Source organism: Pantoea sp. F_5 (assembly GCF_008631595.1).
GTDB lineage: Bacteria > Pseudomonadota > Gammaproteobacteria > Enterobacterales > Enterobacteriaceae > Pantoea > Pantoea gossypiicola.
The window spans coordinates 142953-161290 of record NZ_VWUO01000001.1; the positions used below are offsets into that span (position 1 = coordinate 142953).

The 18338-nt window shown below is 54.2% G+C and carries 16 protein-coding genes, 6 tRNA genes and 1 other RNA gene; 9 read left to right on the forward strand and 14 right to left on the reverse strand.

Features of this window, described 5'->3' with window-relative positions:
* Positions 1 to 219: a DUF3820 family protein gene (locus tag F3I44_RS00640; RefSeq protein WP_003848878.1), complete on the forward strand. Its 219-nt coding sequence runs from the start codon at positions 1 to 3 to the stop codon at positions 217 to 219.
* 27 nt (positions 220 to 246) lie between these two features.
* Here the strand turns inward: F3I44_RS00640 and F3I44_RS00645 are convergent, their stop codons facing one another.
* Entirely contained in the window at positions 247 to 1257 is a 1011-nt protein-coding gene (locus tag F3I44_RS00645; protein ID WP_150012481.1) for a bile acid:sodium symporter family protein, read from the reverse strand.
* A 95-nt stretch (positions 1258 to 1352) separates the two neighbouring features.
* Here F3I44_RS00645 and F3I44_RS00650 point away from each other — a divergent pair, with 95 nt between their 5' ends.
* Positions 1353 to 2273: a LysR family transcriptional regulator gene (locus F3I44_RS00650; RefSeq protein WP_150019161.1), complete on the forward strand. Its 921-nt coding sequence runs from the start codon at positions 1353 to 1355 to the stop codon at positions 2271 to 2273.
* Here the strand turns inward: F3I44_RS00650 and F3I44_RS00655 are convergent.
* From F3I44_RS00655 to F3I44_RS00680, 6 genes are all read right to left on the reverse strand, one after another.
* Positions 2270 to 2587, reverse strand: coding sequence for a FlxA-like family protein (locus F3I44_RS00655; protein WP_223814457.1), 318 nt, complete (start codon positions 2585 to 2587; stop codon positions 2270 to 2272). The genes F3I44_RS00650 and F3I44_RS00655 overlap by 4 nt on opposite strands.
* A gap of 447 nt (positions 2588 to 3034) precedes the next feature.
* Positions 3035 to 3168, reverse strand: a non-coding RNA gene (locus tag F3I44_RS00660) — RtT sRNA.
* Positions 3169 to 3211: 43 nt separating this feature from the next.
* Positions 3212 to 3287 (reverse strand) — tRNA-Lys (locus F3I44_RS00665).
* A gap of 4 nt (positions 3288 to 3291) precedes the next feature.
* Positions 3292 to 3367 (reverse strand) — tRNA-Val (locus tag F3I44_RS00670).
* 34 nt (positions 3368 to 3401) lie between these two features.
* Positions 3402 to 3477, reverse strand: a tRNA-Val gene (locus tag F3I44_RS00675).
* Positions 3478 to 3517: 40 nt separating this feature from the next.
* Positions 3518 to 3593, reverse strand: a tRNA-Val gene (locus F3I44_RS00680).
* Positions 3594 to 3865: 272 nt separating this feature from the next.
* On the opposite strand from F3I44_RS00680, the gene gltX reads away from it, so the two are divergent.
* A complete protein-coding gene (gene gltX / locus F3I44_RS00685) occupies positions 3866 to 5281 on the forward strand; it encodes a glutamate--tRNA ligase (RefSeq protein ID WP_150012477.1) in 1416 nt (471 codons plus the stop codon).
* A 35-nt stretch (positions 5282 to 5316) separates the two neighbouring features.
* Here gltX and F3I44_RS00690 read toward each other — a convergent pair whose 3' ends face one another.
* Positions 5317 to 5670, reverse strand: a complete 354-nt coding sequence (locus tag F3I44_RS00690) for a YfeC-like transcriptional regulator (protein WP_013358648.1) — start codon at positions 5668 to 5670, stop codon at positions 5317 to 5319.
* A 111-nt stretch (positions 5671 to 5781) separates the two neighbouring features.
* Complete coding sequence (locus F3I44_RS00695; RefSeq protein ID WP_150019162.1) at positions 5782 to 6570, reverse strand: formate/nitrite transporter family protein; 789 nt, start codon at positions 6568 to 6570, stop codon at positions 5782 to 5784.
* 359 nt (positions 6571 to 6929) lie between these two features.
* Here F3I44_RS00695 and F3I44_RS00700 point away from each other — a divergent pair.
* Together F3I44_RS00700 and F3I44_RS00705 are read left to right on the forward strand one after the other, a co-directional pair.
* Positions 6930 to 7005: transfer RNA gene (locus tag F3I44_RS00700), tRNA-Ala, on the forward strand.
* 44 nt (positions 7006 to 7049) lie between these two features.
* Positions 7050 to 7125, forward strand: a tRNA-Ala gene (locus F3I44_RS00705).
* Positions 7126 to 7410: 285 nt separating this feature from the next.
* Here the strand turns inward: F3I44_RS00705 and F3I44_RS00710 are convergent.
* Positions 7411 to 8601 carry a NupC/NupG family nucleoside CNT transporter gene (locus F3I44_RS00710; protein ID WP_013358646.1) on the reverse strand — a complete coding sequence of 397 codons (1191 nt, stop codon included), beginning with the start codon at positions 8599 to 8601 and terminating at the stop codon, positions 7411 to 7413.
* Positions 8602 to 8970: 369 nt separating this feature from the next.
* Between F3I44_RS00710 and F3I44_RS00715 the strand changes: the two genes are divergently transcribed.
* A complete protein-coding gene (locus F3I44_RS00715; protein WP_150012473.1) occupies positions 8971 to 10212 on the forward strand; it encodes an Nramp family divalent metal transporter in 1242 nt (413 codons plus the stop codon).
* A 132-nt stretch (positions 10213 to 10344) separates the two neighbouring features.
* Here the strand turns inward: F3I44_RS00715 and F3I44_RS00720 are convergent, their stop codons facing one another.
* Together F3I44_RS00720 and mgrA are read right to left on the reverse strand one after the other, a co-directional pair.
* Entirely contained in the window at positions 10345 to 10758 is a 414-nt protein-coding gene (locus F3I44_RS00720; RefSeq protein ID WP_150012471.1) for a DUF2502 domain-containing protein, read from the reverse strand.
* A 170-nt stretch (positions 10759 to 10928) separates the two neighbouring features.
* A complete protein-coding gene (gene mgrA / locus F3I44_RS00725) occupies positions 10929 to 11918 on the reverse strand; it encodes an L-glyceraldehyde 3-phosphate reductase (protein ID WP_150012469.1) in 990 nt (329 codons plus the stop codon).
* Between the two features lie 219 nt (positions 11919 to 12137).
* Here mgrA and ipdC point away from each other — a divergent pair, with 219 nt between their 5' ends.
* Positions 12138 to 13790 (forward strand): indolepyruvate decarboxylase, encoded by a 1653-nt coding sequence (gene ipdC, locus F3I44_RS00730; RefSeq protein WP_150012467.1) that lies wholly within the window; start codon positions 12138 to 12140, stop codon positions 13788 to 13790.
* A 160-nt stretch (positions 13791 to 13950) separates the two neighbouring features.
* Positions 13951 to 14916, forward strand: a complete 966-nt coding sequence (gene glk, locus F3I44_RS00735; protein WP_013358641.1) for a glucokinase — start codon at positions 13951 to 13953, stop codon at positions 14914 to 14916.
* A 134-nt stretch (positions 14917 to 15050) separates the two neighbouring features.
* Here glk and F3I44_RS00740 read toward each other — a convergent pair whose 3' ends face one another.
* Positions 15051 to 15779 carry a LytTR family DNA-binding domain-containing protein gene (locus tag F3I44_RS00740; protein WP_003848909.1) on the reverse strand — a complete coding sequence of 243 codons (729 nt, stop codon included), beginning with the start codon at positions 15777 to 15779 and terminating at the stop codon, positions 15051 to 15053.
* Positions 15776 to 17446: a sensor histidine kinase gene (locus F3I44_RS00745; protein ID WP_150012665.1), complete on the reverse strand. Its 1671-nt coding sequence runs from the start codon at positions 17444 to 17446 to the stop codon at positions 15776 to 15778. The genes F3I44_RS00740 and F3I44_RS00745 overlap by 4 nt, the downstream gene beginning before the upstream one ends.
* Positions 17447 to 17724: 278 nt before the next feature.
* Here F3I44_RS00745 and F3I44_RS00750 point away from each other — a divergent pair, with 278 nt between their 5' ends.
* Positions 17725 to 18249, forward strand: coding sequence for a GNAT family N-acetyltransferase (locus tag F3I44_RS00750; RefSeq protein ID WP_150012663.1), 525 nt, complete (start codon positions 17725 to 17727; stop codon positions 18247 to 18249).
* Positions 18250 to 18338 lie beyond the last annotated feature (89 nt).

An 18338-nucleotide genomic window follows, 5' to 3' on the forward strand; every position in this document is an offset into this window, starting at 1 on the left:
ATGGATGAACATCAGCTGGTGGCGATTGCCAATACGCCTATGCCGTTTGGCAAATATAAGGGGCGGATGCTGATCGATCTGCCTGAGCCTTATCTGCTGTGGTTTGCCCGTAGTGGCGACTTCCCGTCCGGGTTGCTGGGGGATTTGATGCAGCTGACCCTGACGATAAAAATAGAAGGTCTGGAGGGATTAGTTAAACCGCTCCAGACCCGCAAGTAAAAGTGCCCGCGCAGGCGGGCAGCTGTTTTACTTCTGTGACTCCATTACCGAATCTTTCACCTGCAGAGCCTGCTGTTTCTCATTGGTCCTTTTGTAACGTCCGGCGATAAACGAGCAGACCATCAGCTGTACCTGATGGAAAATCATCAGCGGCAGCACAATGATTCCCACGGTACTTGCCGGAAACAGAATGTTCGCCATCGGCACGCCATTCGCCAGGCTCTTCTTTGAGCCACAAAACAGCACCACAATCTCATCTGCGCGCTTAAAGCGGAACAGACGTGAGGCCAGCAGGTTGATAATTAGCACGGCGGTAAGCAGGATGACAGAACCCGCCACAATCCACAGCAGCGTAATCAGGCCAACACGATGCCAGATACCATTCACCACGGCTTCACTGAAAGCGGAATAGACCACCAGCAGAATTGAAGTCTGGTCAGTTTTGCCAATCAGGCTACGGTGTTTCTCAACCCAGCCACCGATCCAGCGACGTGAAAGGTGACCCAGAATGAAAGGCACCATCAGTTGCAACATAATCTTGCCGATCTGCTCCAGACCATCGCTGGGCGCACTGCTGTGGATATCCATCACCAGATTCACCAGCAACGGTGAAATGAAGACACCCAGCAGGCTTGATGCCGAGGCGCTGCACACCGCTGCGGCAACGTTACCGCCTGCCATTGAGGTAAAGGCGATAGCAGACTGCACCGTCGCAGGCAGGATGCAAAGGTAGATAAAGCCGGTATAAATCTCCGGGCCGACATCAACCGGATGCCACCAGACCAGCAGCAGACCCAGCGCCGGAAACAGCACAAAGGTGCTGAACATAATCCAAAGATGCAGCTGCCAGTGACTGCTGCCTGCGATGATCTTTTCACGCGAGAGCTTGGCACCGTGCATAAAGAACAGCAGTGCTATTGCTGCTGTCGCAAGGTAGCTGAAGATATCGACATAGATCCCTTTCGCTGGCAGGAAAGAGGCCAGCAGCACGGTGATGATGAGTTTAACCATCATCGGATCGAGTTTTAAAAAGCCCATTGTTAAAATCCGGTAAATTTTTCAATAGCACGATTGTGCGACAAGTAGTTTTAGAAATAAAATTGATTTATTGAATCAATCTATGAGAAAAATCGATGAATTATACGCTGCGTCAGCTACGGACGTTTATTGCGGTGGCCCACTATGGCGGCTTCAGTCAGGCGGGGCAGGCGATAGGTCTGAGTCAGTCGGCGGTGAGCCACAGTATCAAAGAGCTTGAAGCGGAAACCGGCGTGCGGTTGCTGGATCGTACTACGCGTGAGGTGATGCTGACCGAGGCAGGCAAACAGCTGGCATCACGCATGGAGCGCCTGCTGGAGGAGATTCATACCACCTTGCTGGATATCCGCAGTTTTGGCGAGCAGCGCAGTGGCACCGTCAGAGTCGCCGCCAGCCAGACTATTTCCGCGCATCTGATGCCGCAATGTCTTGCCGCCAGTCAGCACCATTTTCCCGATATTAAAGTCATCCTGCACGATCGCGCCCAGCAATGGGTGCTGCAAAGTGTGCGTAATGCCGAAGTCGATTTCGGGATCGTGATTGGGCCACTCAGCGACAGCGATTTCGACAGCATCGCGATTCTGGATGAGCCTTTCCTGCTGTTATGTCGCGAGGATGATCCGCTGGCGATGGTGGAAAGAGCTGAATGGGCGATGCTGGAGGGCCGAACCATGGTCTTGCAGGATTACGCGTCCGGCAGTCGGGTTTTGATTGATGCGGCAATGCAGCAGCAGAATATCAGGGCAGAAGTGGTGCAGGAGATTGGTCATCCCGCCACGCTGTTTCCGATGGTGCAGGTAGGGATTGGTATCAGTATTCTGCCCGCGCTGGCCTTACCGCTACCGGCGGATCGCGTTCTCAAGGTGCGGCGTCTCTATCCGGAAATCAATCGCAGCCTGACGCTAATCAAACGGAAAAACCGCTCGCTGACGCCTGCCGCAGAAGCGATATGGCAGGAAGTGCGCCAGCAGGCGGCGCTGCTGGCGCAACAACGCACGCTTAAACCGGCGTTTTAGATATAGACATCGACATTATTTTTGTCAGTTGGGCGGTTAATACCGTTCGCCTGGCTTTCACTGACCGGATTAACACTGTCGTTTTTGTGCTGCGCCTTCTCGGCCTGCTCAGCCTGTTTCTTTTGCAGATGAGCAATCTGCGCCCATAGCATGGTGAGTTGCGACTGGTACATCTGCGCTATTTTAAATTTCTGTTCTTCGTCGAGATCGTGGTTGTCGGCCAGCTCTTTGATTTTTTTCATCACGCTCTGAATCTGTTTATTCAGTGCGGCGATCTGCGAGGCGATACTGCCGCTGTCACCACCCCCCGGCATAACTTTCAAAACTCCGGCTATTGAGGACATCATTTTCTCCCTGTAGTTCGTCTATAAAGTTATCGGCGCAGGCGAAAATAACTAAAGTGTCAAAAAGAGCAGGGGAGTAAAAAAGCAGATTCTTCTCCTGAATGTCCTTTCTGAGGGGACTCGTCATTCAGGCTTAGCCTGGCGCAGTAAAATAAACGTGGCACTCAGGCAGCATAAATGGAGTGGGATTCTGAACGCGTAAGCGGCTAAAGCGCAGAAACGAAAAAAGCGCCCAAAAGGCGCTTTTCTCGGAATGGGAGGGTCGTGCAGGATAGCCTCGGCCCATCCGGGTGATGCTGTCGCATCAGCCTGAATCGCCAGGCGATTCAGTCGAACCTGCAGCAGGTTCTCATCCTGCACGGTAAAGTCCGTACCTCGGAAACGAAAAAAGCGCCTTAAAGGCGCTTTTTTCTGAATTGGTGGGTCGTGCAGGATAGCCTCGGCCCATTCCGGGCCTCGCCCTGCGGGTGATGCTGTCGCATCAGCCTGAATCGCCGGGCGATTCAGTCGAACCTGCAGCAGGTTCTCATCCTGCACGGCATAGTCCGTGCTCCGGAAACGAAAAAAGCGCCCAAAAGGCGCTTTTTTCTGAATTGGTGGGTCGTGCAGGATTCGAACCTGCGACCAATTGATTAAAAGTCAACTGCTCTACCAACTGAGCTAACGACCCGAAGTGGTGGGTGATGACGGGTTCGAACCGCCGACCCCCTCCTTGTAAGGGAGATGCTCTACCAACTGAGCTAATCACCCACTTCGTACTTCGATACTACTAACAGGCAAGATATGGTGGGTGATGACGGGTTCGAACCGCCGACCCCCTCCTTGTAAGGGAGATGCTCTACCAACTGAGCTAATCACCCATATCTTCATACCTGTTCACTGCGGGCACCCTGTTAAGAGTGGTGGGTGATGACGGGTTCGAACCGCCGACCCCCTCCTTGTAAGGGAGATGCTCTACCAACTGAGCTAATCACCCCCGCTGTGTGGAGTCGCATTATAGGGATAGTTGATTTTGAGTCAACGCTTTTTAAAACATAAATGTGCGTTCGGTTTATTTTTAAACATCCTGTTGCGCTTTTAGTCAATGTGCTGGTTTTACTGGCAGAAAAGCGCCTTTTCCCTGAGGGCAACCCGCGGGCATGCATTGAGGATTCACCGTCAGATGCTAGAATGTGCCCACTGTTTTTTCGCGTCTAACCTGTTTTTTGTCATCCAGACAGAGAACCCGCGCATCTAAGGCAATACTCAATGAAAATCAAAACACGCTTCGCGCCCAGCCCAACCGGCTACCTGCATGTTGGTGGCGCCCGTACCGCACTTTACTCCTGGCTCTTTGCGCGTCATAACCAGGGCGAGTTCGTGCTGCGCATTGAAGATACCGATCTGGAGCGCTCCACGCCGGAAGCTATCGAAGCCATCATGGATGGCATGAACTGGCTCAGTCTGGACTGGAATGAAGGCCCTTACTACCAGACTAAGCGTTTTGATCGCTACAACGCGGTCATTGATGAAATGCTGGAAGCGGGCACGGCATACAAATGCTACTGCTCCAAAGAGCGTCTGGAAGCTCTGCGTGAAGAGCAGATGGCCAACAACGAAAAGCCGCGTTACGACGGCCGTTGTCGTGACAGCCATGAACATCATGCCGATGATGAGCCGTGCGTGGTACGTTTCCGCAATCCACAGGATGGTTCGGTCATCTTTGACGATCAGATCCGCGGCCCGATCGAGTTCAGCAACCAGGAACTCGACGATCTGATTATCCGCCGCACCGATGGTTCCCCCACCTATAACTTCTGCGTCGTTGTGGATGACTGGGATATGGGCATCACGCACGTTATTCGCGGTGAAGACCACATCAACAACACACCACGTCAGATCAACATCCTTAAAGCGATTGGCGCGCAGGTTCCGGTCTATGCCCACGTTTCAATGATCCTGGGCGACGATGGCAAAAAGCTCTCTAAGCGTCATGGCGCAGTAGGGGTGATGCAGTATCGGGATGATGGCTACCTGCCGGAAGCGCTGCTCAACTACCTGGTTCGTCTGGGCTGGTCACATGGCGATCAGGAAATTTTCAGCGTGCCTGAAATGACCGAGCTGTTTACGCTGGACGCCGTCAGTAAGTCTGCCAGTGCGTTCAACACAGAGAAACTGCAGTGGCTGAACCATCACTACATCAATACGCTGCCGCCAGAATATGTGGCGACGCATCTGCAGTGGCATATTGAAGAGCAGAAAATTGATACCCGTACCGGGCCGGAACTGGCGAAACTGGTTAGCCTGCTGGGTGAGCGCTGCAAAACGCTGAAAGAGATGGCGGCGTCCTGTCGCTACTTCTATGAAGACTTTGCAGAGTTTGATGCCGATGCCGCGAAGAAACATCTTCGTCCGGTGGCGCGTCAGCCGCTGGAAGTCGTGCGCGATAAGCTGGCCGCAATCACCGAGTGGAACGCTGAAAACATCCATCAGGCGATTCAGAGCACTGCAGATGAGCTGGAAGTGGGAATGGGTAAAGTCGGCATGCCGCTGCGTGTGGCGGTGACCGGTGCCGGTCAGTCACCGGGTCTGGATGTCACTGTTGAAGCGATTGGCCGCAGCCGCAGTGTGGCACGTATTGAGCAGGCTCTGGCCTTTATCAGTGAGCGTGAAGCACAGGCTTAATCAACACAGCCGGAAGCATCACGCTTCCGGTTTCTTTACTCTTCACCAATTCCCAGACGCTGCATTACGCCCTTAATCCCTTCACGTAAGATTAACGCGGTGAACTGATCCTGTTCATCCTGACTCATTTGCTGGATGGAACTTATCAATAACGCAGGTAAAGAATTAGCCACTGCACCATAGGTCGCTGCGGGCTCGTTAAGATTGCGTGTCGACTGAATAAAACTTTTTACGCGTTCATCAATATGAATCAGACGTGCCTTGCCGCCTTGTACACCGGGCTTTGGCGTGGTTGTCCAGTTCTCTCGTTTGATCCATTTATTCACCGTTTGCCGACTGTAACCCGTTTCTGCAGCCAGCTCTTCGGGAGTAAGCCATTCCTTTTTCACGATGCTATCCCTGTTAAATACATTAGCGGTACATATTACAGCAAAATGTAACGGGGGAAAGTAACTGAAGCTGAAATTGCCTTTTGTCTTTTGACAAAAGGCAAAACAGGATTACTGCGGGTTGCTGGCAGGTTCTGCGGCAGGGCGGAAGGCAAGGAAGTAGGCCAGGCCAACGAAGACGGCACCGCCCACGGCATTGCCCAGGAAGATGGCAACAAAGTTAGGGAGATACTCTGCCCAGGTCATCTGACCGGCAAAAATGGCGGCCGGAATGATAAACATGTTGGCGACAACGTGCTGGAAACCAATAGCAACAAACGCCATAACCGGGAACCACATGCCGAAGATCTTGCCGACCACATCTTTACTGGCAAACGCCAGCCACACCGCCAGACACACCAGCCAGTTACAGCCAATGCCTGAAATAAAGGCGTGCAGGAAATCGGCATGGACTTTTGCAGAGGCAATCGCAACGGTCTTTTTCAGGTAATCGCCTTCGGTCATGCCCAGCATATGGCCAAAGAACCAGGCGACAGCCACGCTGCCGAGGAAATTCGCCAGGGTCACCCAGAACCAGTTCCGCGCTACGCTCATAAAGCTGATGCGGCGGGCGAACCAGGCTACCGGCAGGGTCATCATATTACCGGTCAGCAGCTCACCCCCTGCCAGCACGGTCATGATGATACCCACAGGGAAGACAGCTGCACCTAACAGGCCACCAAATGAGCCCCACTCAGCCGGCAGAGTGTTAATCACGTGAAGATCCAGCAGGAAGCCGGTCGCAATAAATGCGCCCGCCATAAAGCCGAGAATAAGGAGGATGCTGACAGGCGCACGGCTTTTGGCCACGCCTGACTGGATCGCCAGTTGTGCGATTTCTTTAGGTGTATGCAGCGACATAGTATCTCAATAGTTTTTTTATGATTAATGGGACGATAACGCCTGGTGGACGCGTGGTGTGCGGGAGAGGATCCCGGTGACCACTAAGTTAGCGGGCTAAGTTTTGCACGCGAAAAAGACGAAGACAAGAAAATTCCTATAACATATTTAACCGGGAATTAACCTGACGGCAGACTGAATAACAGTTAAAAAACGGCCCTGCCGGAACAGACACGATTTTCAGCTGCGGCATGCTGCTGAAACTTCGCAGGTTGCCGCCTTTTTCAGCGATCAAACAGAGAATGTCATTTTGCCGTTGACACCCTGGAGGCGGTTTCATATTATGCCGTCCGTCGCTTAACGCGACAGTTTTTCGGTTCGGGGCTATAGCTCAGCTGGGAGAGCGCCTGCATGGCATGCAGGAGGTCAGCGGTTCGATCCCGCTTAGCTCCACCAAACTTCGTCTCAAAAGTTTGGCACTGAAAAACGATTCCAGATGTGGGGGTATAGCTCAGCTGGGAGAGCGCTTGCATGGCATGCAAGAGGTCAGCGGTTCGATCCCGCTTATCTCCACCATTTTCTGACACGTCGCTGTCAACATCCTTCCTGCTATCCCCTTCATTCGCCTTTTCGTGCGGATAAAAACCTTATTGCTTTATTATGCACGTCACGCTGAGACGTTTTAGCCGGCATGACCTTCGGAACGCGGTGCTGCCTCACGCGCACGGGTTAACTGCAGATGTGAATTTGTTGTGTAATGTGAGAAGCGACGCTTTATGGGCGAATCAACGGGAAGCAGAGCAGGAATGCCGCGGAAAGAGAAGGGCGAGACCCGCTCGCCCTTTATTGCTTAGAACCGTATCAGAACGCCAGAACCAGACCGGCGATAGCGGCGGAGAGCACGCTGACCAGCGTAGAGCCGTACAGCAGCTTCAGGCCGAAGCGGGAAACCACGTTACCCTGTTCTTCGTTCAGACCTTTAATCGCACCCGCTACGATGCCGATTGAAGAGAAGTTGGCGAACGACACCAGGAACACGGACAGAATACCTTCTGAATTTGGCGACAGCTGACCCGCGATTTTCTGCAGATCCATCATGGCGACAAACTCATTCGATACCAGCTTGGTCGCCATAATGCTGCCGACCTGCAACGCTTCGCCAGAAGGCACACCCATCATCCAGGCAAAGGGATAGAAGACAAAGCCGAGAACGCCCTGGAAGCTGATGCCGAAGATCAGATCAAACAGCGCATTCAGGCCTGAAATCAGCGCGATAAAGCCAATCAGCATGGCGGCTACGATAATCGCGACGCGGAAGCCAGCCAGGATATATTCGCCCAGCATCTCGAAGAAGCTTTGACCTTTATGCAGATCCTGCAGTTGCAGATCTTCTTCGTTCTCAACGCGGTACGGGTTGATCAGCGACAGCACGATAAAGGTACTGAACATGTTGAGTACCAGTGCAGCGACCACATATTTTGGCTGCAGCATCGTCATATAGGCTCCGACGATAGACATTGATACCGTCGACATTGCGGTCGCAGCCATGGTGTACATGCGGCGCTGTGACATCTTGCCGAGAATATCTTTATAGGCGATGAAGTTTTCTGACTGTCCCAGTATCAGAGAACTCACGGCGTTGAAAGATTCCAGTTTTCCCATGCCATTGACTTTCGACAGCACGGTACCAATACCGCGGATAACCCATGGCAGGATACGGAAATGCTGCAGAATACCGATCAGTGCAGAGATAAAGACGATTGGGCACAGTACGTTAAGGAAGAAGAAGGCCAGGCCTTTATCACTCATGTTGCCGAAGACAAAGTTGGTTCCCTGAGCCGCATACTTCAGCAGATGGTCAAAGAAGCCCGCGAAGCCTTTGACGAAACCCAGCCCCGCTTCTGAGTTCAGGAAGAACCAGGCGAGCACAATTTCAATCACCAGTAGCTGTATAATGTAGCGAATGCGAATGCTTTTACGATCGTGACTGACCAGCAAGGAGAGTATTCCGACCACCACCAGTGCTAAAAGAAATTGCAAAATATGGGACATGGTTGCTCCAAATTTGAGGAGGGTTGTATTTTGTTGCGTATTCTATGTAACGCGTTACTTAAAAACGAGATCTGAACCACAATATAAGTATTCACTATCGCTATATTTTCCAGAAAAGTTCCAGAGATCACGTCCTGTTTACAAATCATTCACTCCAGATAACCACATATTTATTGTCTATATTTTACACGAGGCGTAGAGTGACACTATTGCTCACATTTTTAGCAATCACCTCCTTTACTGTAATGTATAGCAATGGCTATACTTTATAGCAGCATCTATTACACCGATTACAATAAACGAATTTCACTTGCACATGCTAACCCCTAAGCTGCCGGGGCAGGCAAATGTTCAGACAGGGTACCGGATATGTTTGAAAGTCGTACCGCCGAGCGCGCCGCTCGCGGAGTCAGAAAAGTCAAACTCGCACTGCTGGGCCCCGCCTTTATTGCCGCTATCGGCTATATCGATCCGGGCAACTTTGCGACCAACATTCAGGCGGGCGCTGCTTACGGCTACAAATTGCTGTGGGTAGTGGTATGGGCCAACATCATGGCCATGCTTATCCAGCTGATGTCCGCCAAGCTGGGTATCGCCACCGGCAAAAATCTCGCTGAACACATCCGCGATCGCTTTCCACGTCCGGCCGTCTGGTTTTACTGGGTGCAGGCAGAAATTATTGCGATGGCCACCGACCTCGCGGAGTTTATCGGCGCGGCGCTGGGCTTCAAACTCTTGCTCGGCATCTCGATGATGCAGGGCGCGGTGCTGACCGGCATCGCCACGTTCCTGATATTGATGTTACAGAGCCGCGGTCAGAAACCGCTGGAGAGGGTGATTGGCGGACTGCTGCTGTTTGTGGCGGCGGCCTATATCGTCGAACTCTTCTTTTCTCAGCCCAACGTCAAAGAGCTGGTAGTCGGCATGGCGCTGCCCGCGCTACCGACGTCGGATGCCGTCTTCCTGGCAGCCGGTGTGCTGGGTGCGACCATTATGCCGCACGTAATCTATCTGCACTCCGCACTGACGCAGGGCAAAAGCGAGGACAGCAAAAGCCAGCGTTACTCTTCAACCAAGCTGGACGTTGCGATTGCGATGACCATCGCCGGATTTGTTAATCTGGCGATGATGGCGACCGCGGCAGCGGCCTTCCACTTCAGCGGCCACAGCAAAATCGCTGAGCTTGACCAGGCCTATCTGACGCTGCAACCGTTGTTAGGTCAGGCGGCGGCAACAGTATTTGGTCTGAGCCTGGTGGCTGCTGGCCTCTCCTCAACGGTGGTCGGCACGCTGGCGGGACAGGTAGTCATGCAGGGCTTTATCCGTTTCCATATTCCGCTCTGGGTGAGGCGAACTGTCACCATGCTGCCTTCCTTTATTGTTATCTGGGCAGGATGGGATCCGACACGTGTTCTGGTGATGAGTCAGGTGCTGCTGAGCTTCGGTATCGCGCTGGCGCTGATTCCGCTGCTCTCCTTTACCGGCAACCGCGAGCTGATGGGCGAAGATATGGTGAACTCGCGCCTGATGCAGAACACCGGACGACTGATCGTGCTGCTGGTCATTGCGCTGAATCTTTATCTGCTGGTGGGCGAAGCGCTGGGGCTATAAGGGGCGGGGGAAAAAACGCCCGGCATAGCCGGGCGTTTTTTGTTCAGGCGGTCTGGCCTGCATCGCTTTAAGACAGTACCTGCGCGTTGAGTTTATCCGTTGCGGTCAGATTCATCCTGTCGGGCGTTTTTATTAGTGACGATCGTGGCCATGCGGGCCGGGTCCACCGGGTCCATGAGGGCCAAAACCACGCGGGCCAGGACCACCACGGTCATGACGATCCCAGTCACGATCGCGGCGATGCTGATGTTCCCAGCGGCGCTCACGGTCGCGCTCATGCCAGCGGCGTTCACGCTCCCATTGCTTCTGACGACGCCACTCTTCGTGTCGCCACCAGCGGCGTTCGTTATAGGTATAACGATCTTTCCACCAGCGTGGTTCACGCCAGCGACCGCCATCCCAGTAATAACCACGATTGTCGCGATCGCCCAGATTCAGCGTAACGCCGGGGGCCAGAGTAATAGAGGCACTGGAGGCCTCAGCTGTGTGGTTTGCCAGCGGCGACAACACCGCCAGCAGGGCAGCAAAAATAAGTGCTCTTTTCATTATATTCTCCTCATCAACAGTCTGATGCTGTTGCGGCGCAGTGATTATGCCTGCGTAATGCTGTCGTTACCGCATCATTGTGTCGGAAGATTGTGAGGAAATTGGGGAGAGAAAGGGGATTGAGACTATTCTGGTGAGAAAACACCCGGCCTGCGCCGGGCGGGGAAAAATTACAGCAGGGCCGTGTCAATCGCCGTTAACTCCGCGTCGCTGAACTGACGTCGGGCGAGCATTGCCACCGCGTCATCAATCTGAGCCGTTTTACTGGCACCAATCAGCACCGAGGTGACGCGATCGTCGCGCAACACCCACGCCAGCGCCATCTGCGCCAGCTTCTGTTCACGTTGCTGCGCAATCACATTCAGCCTGCGGACCCTCTCCATCTTCTCTTCGGTCAGTTGGCTTTCACTCAGGAACTTGCTGCCGCTTGCCGCACGCGAATCTTCCGGGATGCCCTGCAGGTAGCGATCGGTGAGCACGCCGCCTGCCAGCGGCGAGAAGGCGATACAGCCGACACCCGCATCACCCAGCGTCTGAATCAATCCCTGTTCAGGCGTACGTTCAAACATCGAATAGCGCGGCTGGTGGATCAGACAAGGGGTGCCGAGATCGCGCAGGATAGCGATCGCCTTGGCAGCAAGATCGGCCGGATAGTTAGACAGGGCAGCGTAAAGCGCTTTGCCCTGGCGCACCACATGATCCAGCGCACGCATGGTCTCTTCCAGCGGCGTTTCCGGATCGGGGCGGTGATGATAAAAAATATCCACATACTCCAGTCCCATGCGCTTCAGGCTCTGATCCAGGCTGGCGACCAGATACTTACGCGAACCCCAGTCGCCATACGGTCCCTGCCACATGGTATAGCCCGCTTTGGTAGAGATAATCAGCTCATCACGATGGGCGCGAAAATCTTCCCGCAGAATACGACCAAAATTCTCTTCTGCTGAGCCCGGCGGCGGACCGTAGTTATTCGCTAAGTCGAAGTGGGTGATGCCGAGGTCAAACGCATGGCGCAGCAGCTCACGGCTGTTATCGACCCGGGTACTGTCACCAAAGTTGTGCCACAGTCCCAGCGAAATGGCGGGCAGTTTAATGCCGCTGCGGCCGCTGCGACGGTATTCCATCTGTTGATAGCGTTCGGGACGGGGGAAAGAGGACATTCAGCGCTCCTGAGTAAAAACGGGGATATGTGCCAAAAGTCTATCAGTGTATACGGTTACACTCAGTGACAGCGCGCAGCAGTTCGCGTTTTTACAGAATATTCTGCCAGCGTAACGCCGCCTTTCCAGCCATTGTGGCTGGCGAAAAGCGTGGCACTCCTCGCTAATTTCATCGGCTGTCAGATACTTAACCCAACTCTTCCCTGAAAGGATTGCGCAATGTGCACATTCACTGTTGGAGACTACCTGCTGACCCGTCTGCAGGAGATAGGTATTAAGCATCTGTTTGGCGTGCCGGGCGACTATAACCTGCAGTTTCTTGACTGCGTTATCGACCATCCGGAAATCAGCTGGGTGGGCTGTGCCAATGAGCTTAATGCCGCCTATGCGGCGGACGGCTATGCACGCTGTAAGGGGGCTGGGGCGCTGTTAACCACCTTTGGTGTTGGCGAACTCAGCGCGATTAACGGCATTGCAGGCAGTTATGCTGAGTATCTGCCGGTGATCCATATCGTTGGCGCGCCAGCGACTTCAGCACAATTACAGGGTGACTGTGTCCACCATTCTCTGGGCGATGGCGATTTCCGGCATTTCATACGCATGGCCGCCGAAGTTAGTGCGGCAACGGCCCAGCTTACGGCCGATAATGCCACTGCTGAGATTGACAGGGTAATAGAGCACGCATTACGGGCCCGTCGTCCCGGCTATCTGTCGCTGGCCGTTGACGTGGCAGCCATCGAGGTGCAGCCACCTGTTCAGCCCCTGAACCCTCATCAATCCTCTTCGCCCGATGCGCGCCGCGCTTTCCGCGAGGCGGCGGAACGGTTGCTGGCACCGGCAGAGCGCGTTTCACTGCTGGCCGATTTTCTCGCACTGCGCTGGCAGCAGCAGTCCGCTCTGGCCGCGCTGCGTGAACAGAGTGCGATTCCCTGCGCCAGCCTGCTGATGGGCAAAGGCGTACTGGATGAGCAGCAGCCGGGGTATGTGGGGACTTATGCCGGTGAAGCCAGCGCCGGTCAGGTGTGCGGGCAGATTGAGCAGGTGGATGTGGCCATCTGCGTCGGGGTGCGTTTCACCGACACCATTACTGCAGGCTTCACGCAACAGTTTGCGCCTGAGCGACTGATCGATCTGCAACCCTTCAGTGCCAGCGTGGGCAGGGAACATTTTGCACCGTTGTCGATGGCGGATGCGCTTAGCGAGCTGCAACCACTGTTTGAACACTACGGCCAGCAGTGGCAGCCCGCCATAGCACCGTCTGCCGTGCAGCCGGCGGAACCGGCCGCCATGATCAGTCAGCAGGCTTTCTGGCAGGCGATGCAGAAATTTCTGCAACCCGGCGACCTGATTCTGGCGGAGCAGGGGACAGCCGCTTTTGGTGCCGCTGCGTTGCGACTGCCCTCGCAGGCACAGCTGGTGGTTCAGCCATTATGGGGATCAATCGGCTATACTCTTCCGGCAGCGTTTGGCGCGCAGACCGCTGATCCTGATCGCCGGGTTATCCTGATTATCGGCGACGGTTCGGCGCAGCTGACGATTCAGGAACTGGGTTCAATGCTGCGGGATGAGCAGCGACTGACACTCTTTTTGCTGAATAATGAAGGCTATACCGTCGAACGGGCCATTCATGGCGCAACACAGCGTTATAATGATATTGCTCAGTGGAACTGGACAGCTTTACCGCACGCACTGAGTCTGCAGGGCCAGGCGCAGAACTGGCGCATCAGTGAAACGGTGCAGTTAGACGAGGTGATGGCGCGACTTTCCGCGCCTCAATGGCTGTCGCTGGTTGAGGTGGTCATGCAGAAAGAGGATTTGCCGCCACTGCTACGAAAAGTCACCGCCTGCCTGAATCAACGCAACGGCGGCTAAGATTCAGATAGTTGCCGCTGTGCAGGGTGGACTATCGCGGTTAGGCTGTAGCGCACCTGAGTAAGACGCTCACCAATCGCACCGGTGAGCGTTGTTGTTTTATGGGCAGAAATTTATAGTGTCCTCCAACTCTTAAGACCCCAAGCGGAGCAACAGAAGAATGACAACCTATGCCTTGGTCGGCGATGTCGGCGGTACTAACGCACGCCTCGCCCTGTGTGAGGTGGAAAGCGGCAGCATCACCCAGGCCAAAACATTCTCAACATCAGAATACGACAGCCTCGAAGCCGTCATCCGCCACTATCTTGATGAACAACAGCAGGATGTTAAAGATGGCTGTATCGCTATCGCCTGCCCGATTACCGATGACTGGGTTGAAATGACCAACCATGACTGGGCGTTTTCGACGCGCAAGCTCAAAGAGAACATCGGTTTTGAACACCTGGAAATCATTAACGACTTTACTGCGGTATCCATGGCGATTCCGATGCTGACCGCCGACAACGTGATTCAGTTTGGCGGCACAGCCCCGGTTAAAGACAAACCTATCGCGATTTATGGTGCCGGAACCGGATTAGGCGTCAGCCATCTGGTGCACGTGGACAAACGCTGGGTCAGCCTGCCTGGCGAGGGCGGTCATGTCGATTTTGCCGCCAACAGCGAAGAAGAAGATCAGATTCTGGAAGTGCTGCGTGAAGAGCTGGGCCATGTTTCAGCAGAACGTATCCTGTCGGGTGCCGGTCTGGTTAACCTCTATCGTGCGATCGTTAAAGTCGATAATCGTGTGCCGGAAAACCTGAAGCCTAAAGATGTCAGCCAGCGTGCGCTGGATGACAGCTGCATCGACTGCCGTCGGGCGCTGTCGATGTTCTGCGTCATCATGGGCCGTTTCGGTGGCAATCTGGCATTGAACCTCGGCACCTTTGGTGGCGTCTATATTGCGGGTGGCATCGTGCCACGTTTCCTGGAGTTCTTTAAGGCGTCAGGTTTCCGTGCCGCTTTCGAAGATAAAGGCCGCTTCCGCGACTATGTTGCCAGCATCCCTGTCTATATGATCACGCACGATCAGCCTGGGCTTCTGGGCGCGGGCGCGCATCTGCGTCAGACGCTGGGTCGCATTATCTGATTCAGTGACACCTCGCGCGCACGGCCACTTTGCGCGCGTTCGATTTTCCTGGCCTGCCTGCTTCAGCAGGGCAGGTTCGGGAAATCATCCTCTGCTTCACCACACGTTCTCCTGAAATATTCACCACTCCAGCGCTACAGGCGCATCAGCTGCCGAAACTGCTTCACCTTGCTGCGGCTCACCGGCACCTGAAACTCCAGATCGCGCAGCTTCAGCAGATAGGTGTTGTTAAACCACGGCTCAATTTCTCGGATCTTGCTAAGGCTGACGCAGTAAGAGCGGTGGCAGCGGAAGAACTGCTGTTCCGGCAGACGTGAACAGAATTCGGTAATATTCATCGACATCACATAAGACTCGCGCCGCGTGTACACAAACGTCAGCTTTTCATGGGCCTCTACGTAGTAAATGTCGTTCACGTCCGTGACGATAATGCGCTCATCTTTGATCAGGTTGACTGTCTGCGGCGCTGGCGTGGCGCTGAGATGGCTGACCGCCTGCTGCGCCTGTGCAGTGGCTTCCAGCTTGTTCAGCATGGTGACAATCCGCGACTCCTGATAAGGCTTGAGAATGTAGTCAAACGCCTCCAGCTCAAACGCCTCCACCGCGTGCTCTTTCCACGCGGTGATAAAGACAATCAGCGGCTTATGCGCAAACTGATGGATATTCTGTGCCAGCAGCATGCCATCCAGCGAAGGAATGTTGATGTCGAGAAAAATCACATCAACCCGATGCTGTTGCAAATACTTCAGCACATCGAGGCCATCGTCGAAGCAGGCTTCAATCTCGATTTTGCTGTGATGCTGAATCATCCAGCTCAGCTCCTGCTGCGCCAGGAATTCATCTTCCACAATAATGGCTTTCATAACAGATTCTCCGCCAGGCGCTGGCCATTCTTACTCAGCGTAAAGGAAATCTCGGTTCCCGGCTGGTGCCGTACGATGTTCAGTCCCTGACCTGAAAGAAGTTTTACCCGATGATGCACATTGAGCAGGCCGATTTTATTTCCGGGCATCTCATTGCGCGCCACTCTTGCCACGACTTCGTCACTGATGCCCTGGCCGGTGTCCCGCACCGAGATGCGCACGCTATCGCCCCGATCCCGGACGCTCAGTGTCACCACGCCTTTACCTTTACAGGGCTGGATACCGTGGACAATCGCATTCTCCACCAGCGGCTGGATCAGCAGACTGGGCAGCAGAAAATGAAGATCTTCGTCGACGTCATAGATCATCGTCAGCTTGTCGCCAAACCGCGCCTGCTCAATGGCGATGTAATCTTTGACCTGCCACAGCTCCTTACGAATATCAATCAGCTCATCATCATTCAGCTCCAGGTTGTAGCGCAGGTAGCGTGACAGGTTAATCACCAGCTGGCGGGCGGTATCGGGATTGAGACGGATAGAAGAGGAGATGGCATTAAGGGCGTTGAACAGGAAATGGGGATTTATTTTACTTTGCAGCGCCCGTAGTTCCGCTTTATTGGCCATCTCACGTAGCTGCTCGGCACGTGACACTTCAAGCTGGGTAGAGATGATTTGTGACAGGCCGATGGCCATCTCTTTCAGCGAGCCGGTAATACGGTGCGCACGGCGATAGTAGATTTTCAGCGTGCCGGTGACTTTGCCTTTTTCCCATAGAGGAATGACGATCATCGAATGGATATCTTTAGTGCGGTGCGCTTCATCGTTGTTTTTAATAATAATTTTGCCACTGGCAATCGACTGCGCCGTGGTGGGACTGATGCCATCATCCCCATGTTGATAGTTGTGTTCGCCATAGCCGACGTAGGCCAGTATCTGCTTTTTATCGGTCATCGCCACCGCATCGGCTTTGATCTCCCGTCGGATAATGTCACAGATGTTGCGCAGCGAGTCGCTGTTCACCTGACGAAACAGCGGCAGGGTTTTGTTGGCGATCTCCAGTGCCAGTTTGGCCTGACGGGCGGCAATCGCCTCTTTCTCTCCTTCGACGCTCTGCACCAGCAACACAATGATACCGATACTGGAGGCACCGAGGATCATCGGCAGGGCAATCTCTGACACAATCGCCAGCCCGAGTGAGGTTGGGCGCGCCCACAGCACGATCAGCAACATCGTCAGGGCTTCACACAGCATGCCGCCGACGATACCGGCGCGCCAGCGATGCTCTTTCAGCACCCGGCGATTAATGCCGCCCGAGACGACACCGGCAATGATGCTGGTGATCAGGCAGGGTACGGAGGTTACGCCGTGAATATCGATCAGAAAACGGTGCAGGCCCGCAATCATCCCGGTGGCGATGCCGACCCAGGGACCAAACAGAATGCCGCCTGCCATCACGGCAATCACCCGCACATTCAGCAGCGAACCGTCGACATTGACCCCAGACCAGGTACTGAACAGCGCAAACAGGGAAAAGATGGCGGTTACCGCTATTTTTTCTGCGCGCGTGTGTTCATCTTTTTGCAGCAGCTGACGAAAAGGGCGGGTGCGCGTCAGGAAGAACAGGCAGATCAACATCAGGGCGGCGCGGTCAAATACTGCCAGTAACATCGTGAAGTGGGAGGACACAGGCGGCTCGTCGGCAAGGGAAAGTGTCTCTATGATAAAAAATGTGATCGCGAACCGCTAGCGCCCCGCACAATCACGCCGGGACTTCGTGTTTCAGATCAATTTTTAAGGCCTGTGCATAAAAAGGGGAAAGGTTGAGTGCAATAAAGGGGAACGGTTTTTCATCCTGTCAGCGCTGGTCGCTGTGATGCCGTTTTGCTATGTTGCGCGATGACGCGCGCCAGCGACTGCTGGAAAACCACGCCCATCGGGAGCAGCAGATGCAACTTGTCACCGCCAGATTAACCCTGAATAAATTACAGCCAGAAGACTGGCAACTGTTTCGTGCCGTCCATGAAGATCGCGACACCATGACGTGGGTGAGCGAAATCCCCGATGAAGCGGATATCCGTCAGCGCTTCAACACGCGTCTGGCACCCTGGCAGCCGGGCAGTTTTCATATGCTCTGCCTGGTGGCACGACGCCGCGACAGCGGTGAGCCGATTGGCCTGTTTGGCTGCAGCCCCGAATGGGAGCCACATCGTCAGGCTGAAGTAGGCTATATGCTGCTTCATCGCCACTGCGGCCAGGGCTATGGCAGTGAGGCACTGGCGGCGCTGTGTCAGTTTCTGCTTGAAGCCGATTTCCACAAACTCAAGGCAATGGTGGTTGAAGGTAACTGGGCGTCACGCCGGATTCTGGAGAAAAACGGCTTCCAGCTGGAGGGCACGCTACGGGATAATTATCTGCTGAACGGCTGCTGGGTGAACGATTGGCTGCTGGGACGACTGAATCCGCAAAAATAAAAATATTTTCTGCCCCCTCGACAAAATGATCTTCACCGCGTTATGTTCGTAACGGGTCACCGCAGTGACCCGCGTCGCTCGGACGGTCC

Coding starts and splice junctions, on each gene's coding strand:
- F3I44_RS00640 (WP_003848878.1), top strand. CDS start 1: ATGGATGAACATCAGCTGGTGGCGATTGCCAATACGCCTATGCCGTTT.
- F3I44_RS00645 (WP_150012481.1), bottom strand. CDS start 1,257: ATGGGCTTTTTAAAACTCGATCCGATGATGGTTAAACTCATCATCACC.
- F3I44_RS00650 (WP_150019161.1), top strand. CDS start 1,353: ATGAATTATACGCTGCGTCAGCTACGGACGTTTATTGCGGTGGCCCAC.
- F3I44_RS00655 (WP_223814457.1), bottom strand. CDS start 2,587: ATGCCGGGGGGTGGTGACAGCGGCAGTATCGCCTCGCAGATCGCCGCA.
- gltX (WP_150012477.1), top strand. CDS start 3,866: ATGAAAATCAAAACACGCTTCGCGCCCAGCCCAACCGGCTACCTGCAT.
- F3I44_RS00695 (WP_150019162.1), bottom strand. CDS start 6,570: ATGTCGCTGCATACACCTAAAGAAATCGCACAACTGGCGATCCAGTCA.
- F3I44_RS00710 (WP_013358646.1), bottom strand. CDS start 8,601: ATGTCCCATATTTTGCAATTTCTTTTAGCACTGGTGGTGGTCGGAATA.
- F3I44_RS00715 (WP_150012473.1), top strand. CDS start 8,971: ATGTTTGAAAGTCGTACCGCCGAGCGCGCCGCTCGCGGAGTCAGAAAA.
- F3I44_RS00720 (WP_150012471.1), bottom strand. CDS start 10,758: ATGAAAAGAGCACTTATTTTTGCTGCCCTGCTGGCGGTGTTGTCGCCG.
- mgrA (WP_150012469.1), bottom strand. CDS start 11,918: ATGTCCTCTTTCCCCCGTCCCGAACGCTATCAACAGATGGAATACCGT.
- ipdC (WP_150012467.1), top strand. CDS start 12,138: ATGTGCACATTCACTGTTGGAGACTACCTGCTGACCCGTCTGCAGGAG.
- glk (WP_013358641.1), top strand. CDS start 13,951: ATGACAACCTATGCCTTGGTCGGCGATGTCGGCGGTACTAACGCACGC.
- F3I44_RS00740 (WP_003848909.1), bottom strand. CDS start 15,779: ATGAAAGCCATTATTGTGGAAGATGAATTCCTGGCGCAGCAGGAGCTG.
- F3I44_RS00745 (WP_150012665.1), bottom strand. CDS start 17,446: ATGTTACTGGCAGTATTTGACCGCGCCGCCCTGATGTTGATCTGCCTG.
- F3I44_RS00750 (WP_150012663.1), top strand. CDS start 17,725: ATGCAACTTGTCACCGCCAGATTAACCCTGAATAAATTACAGCCAGAA.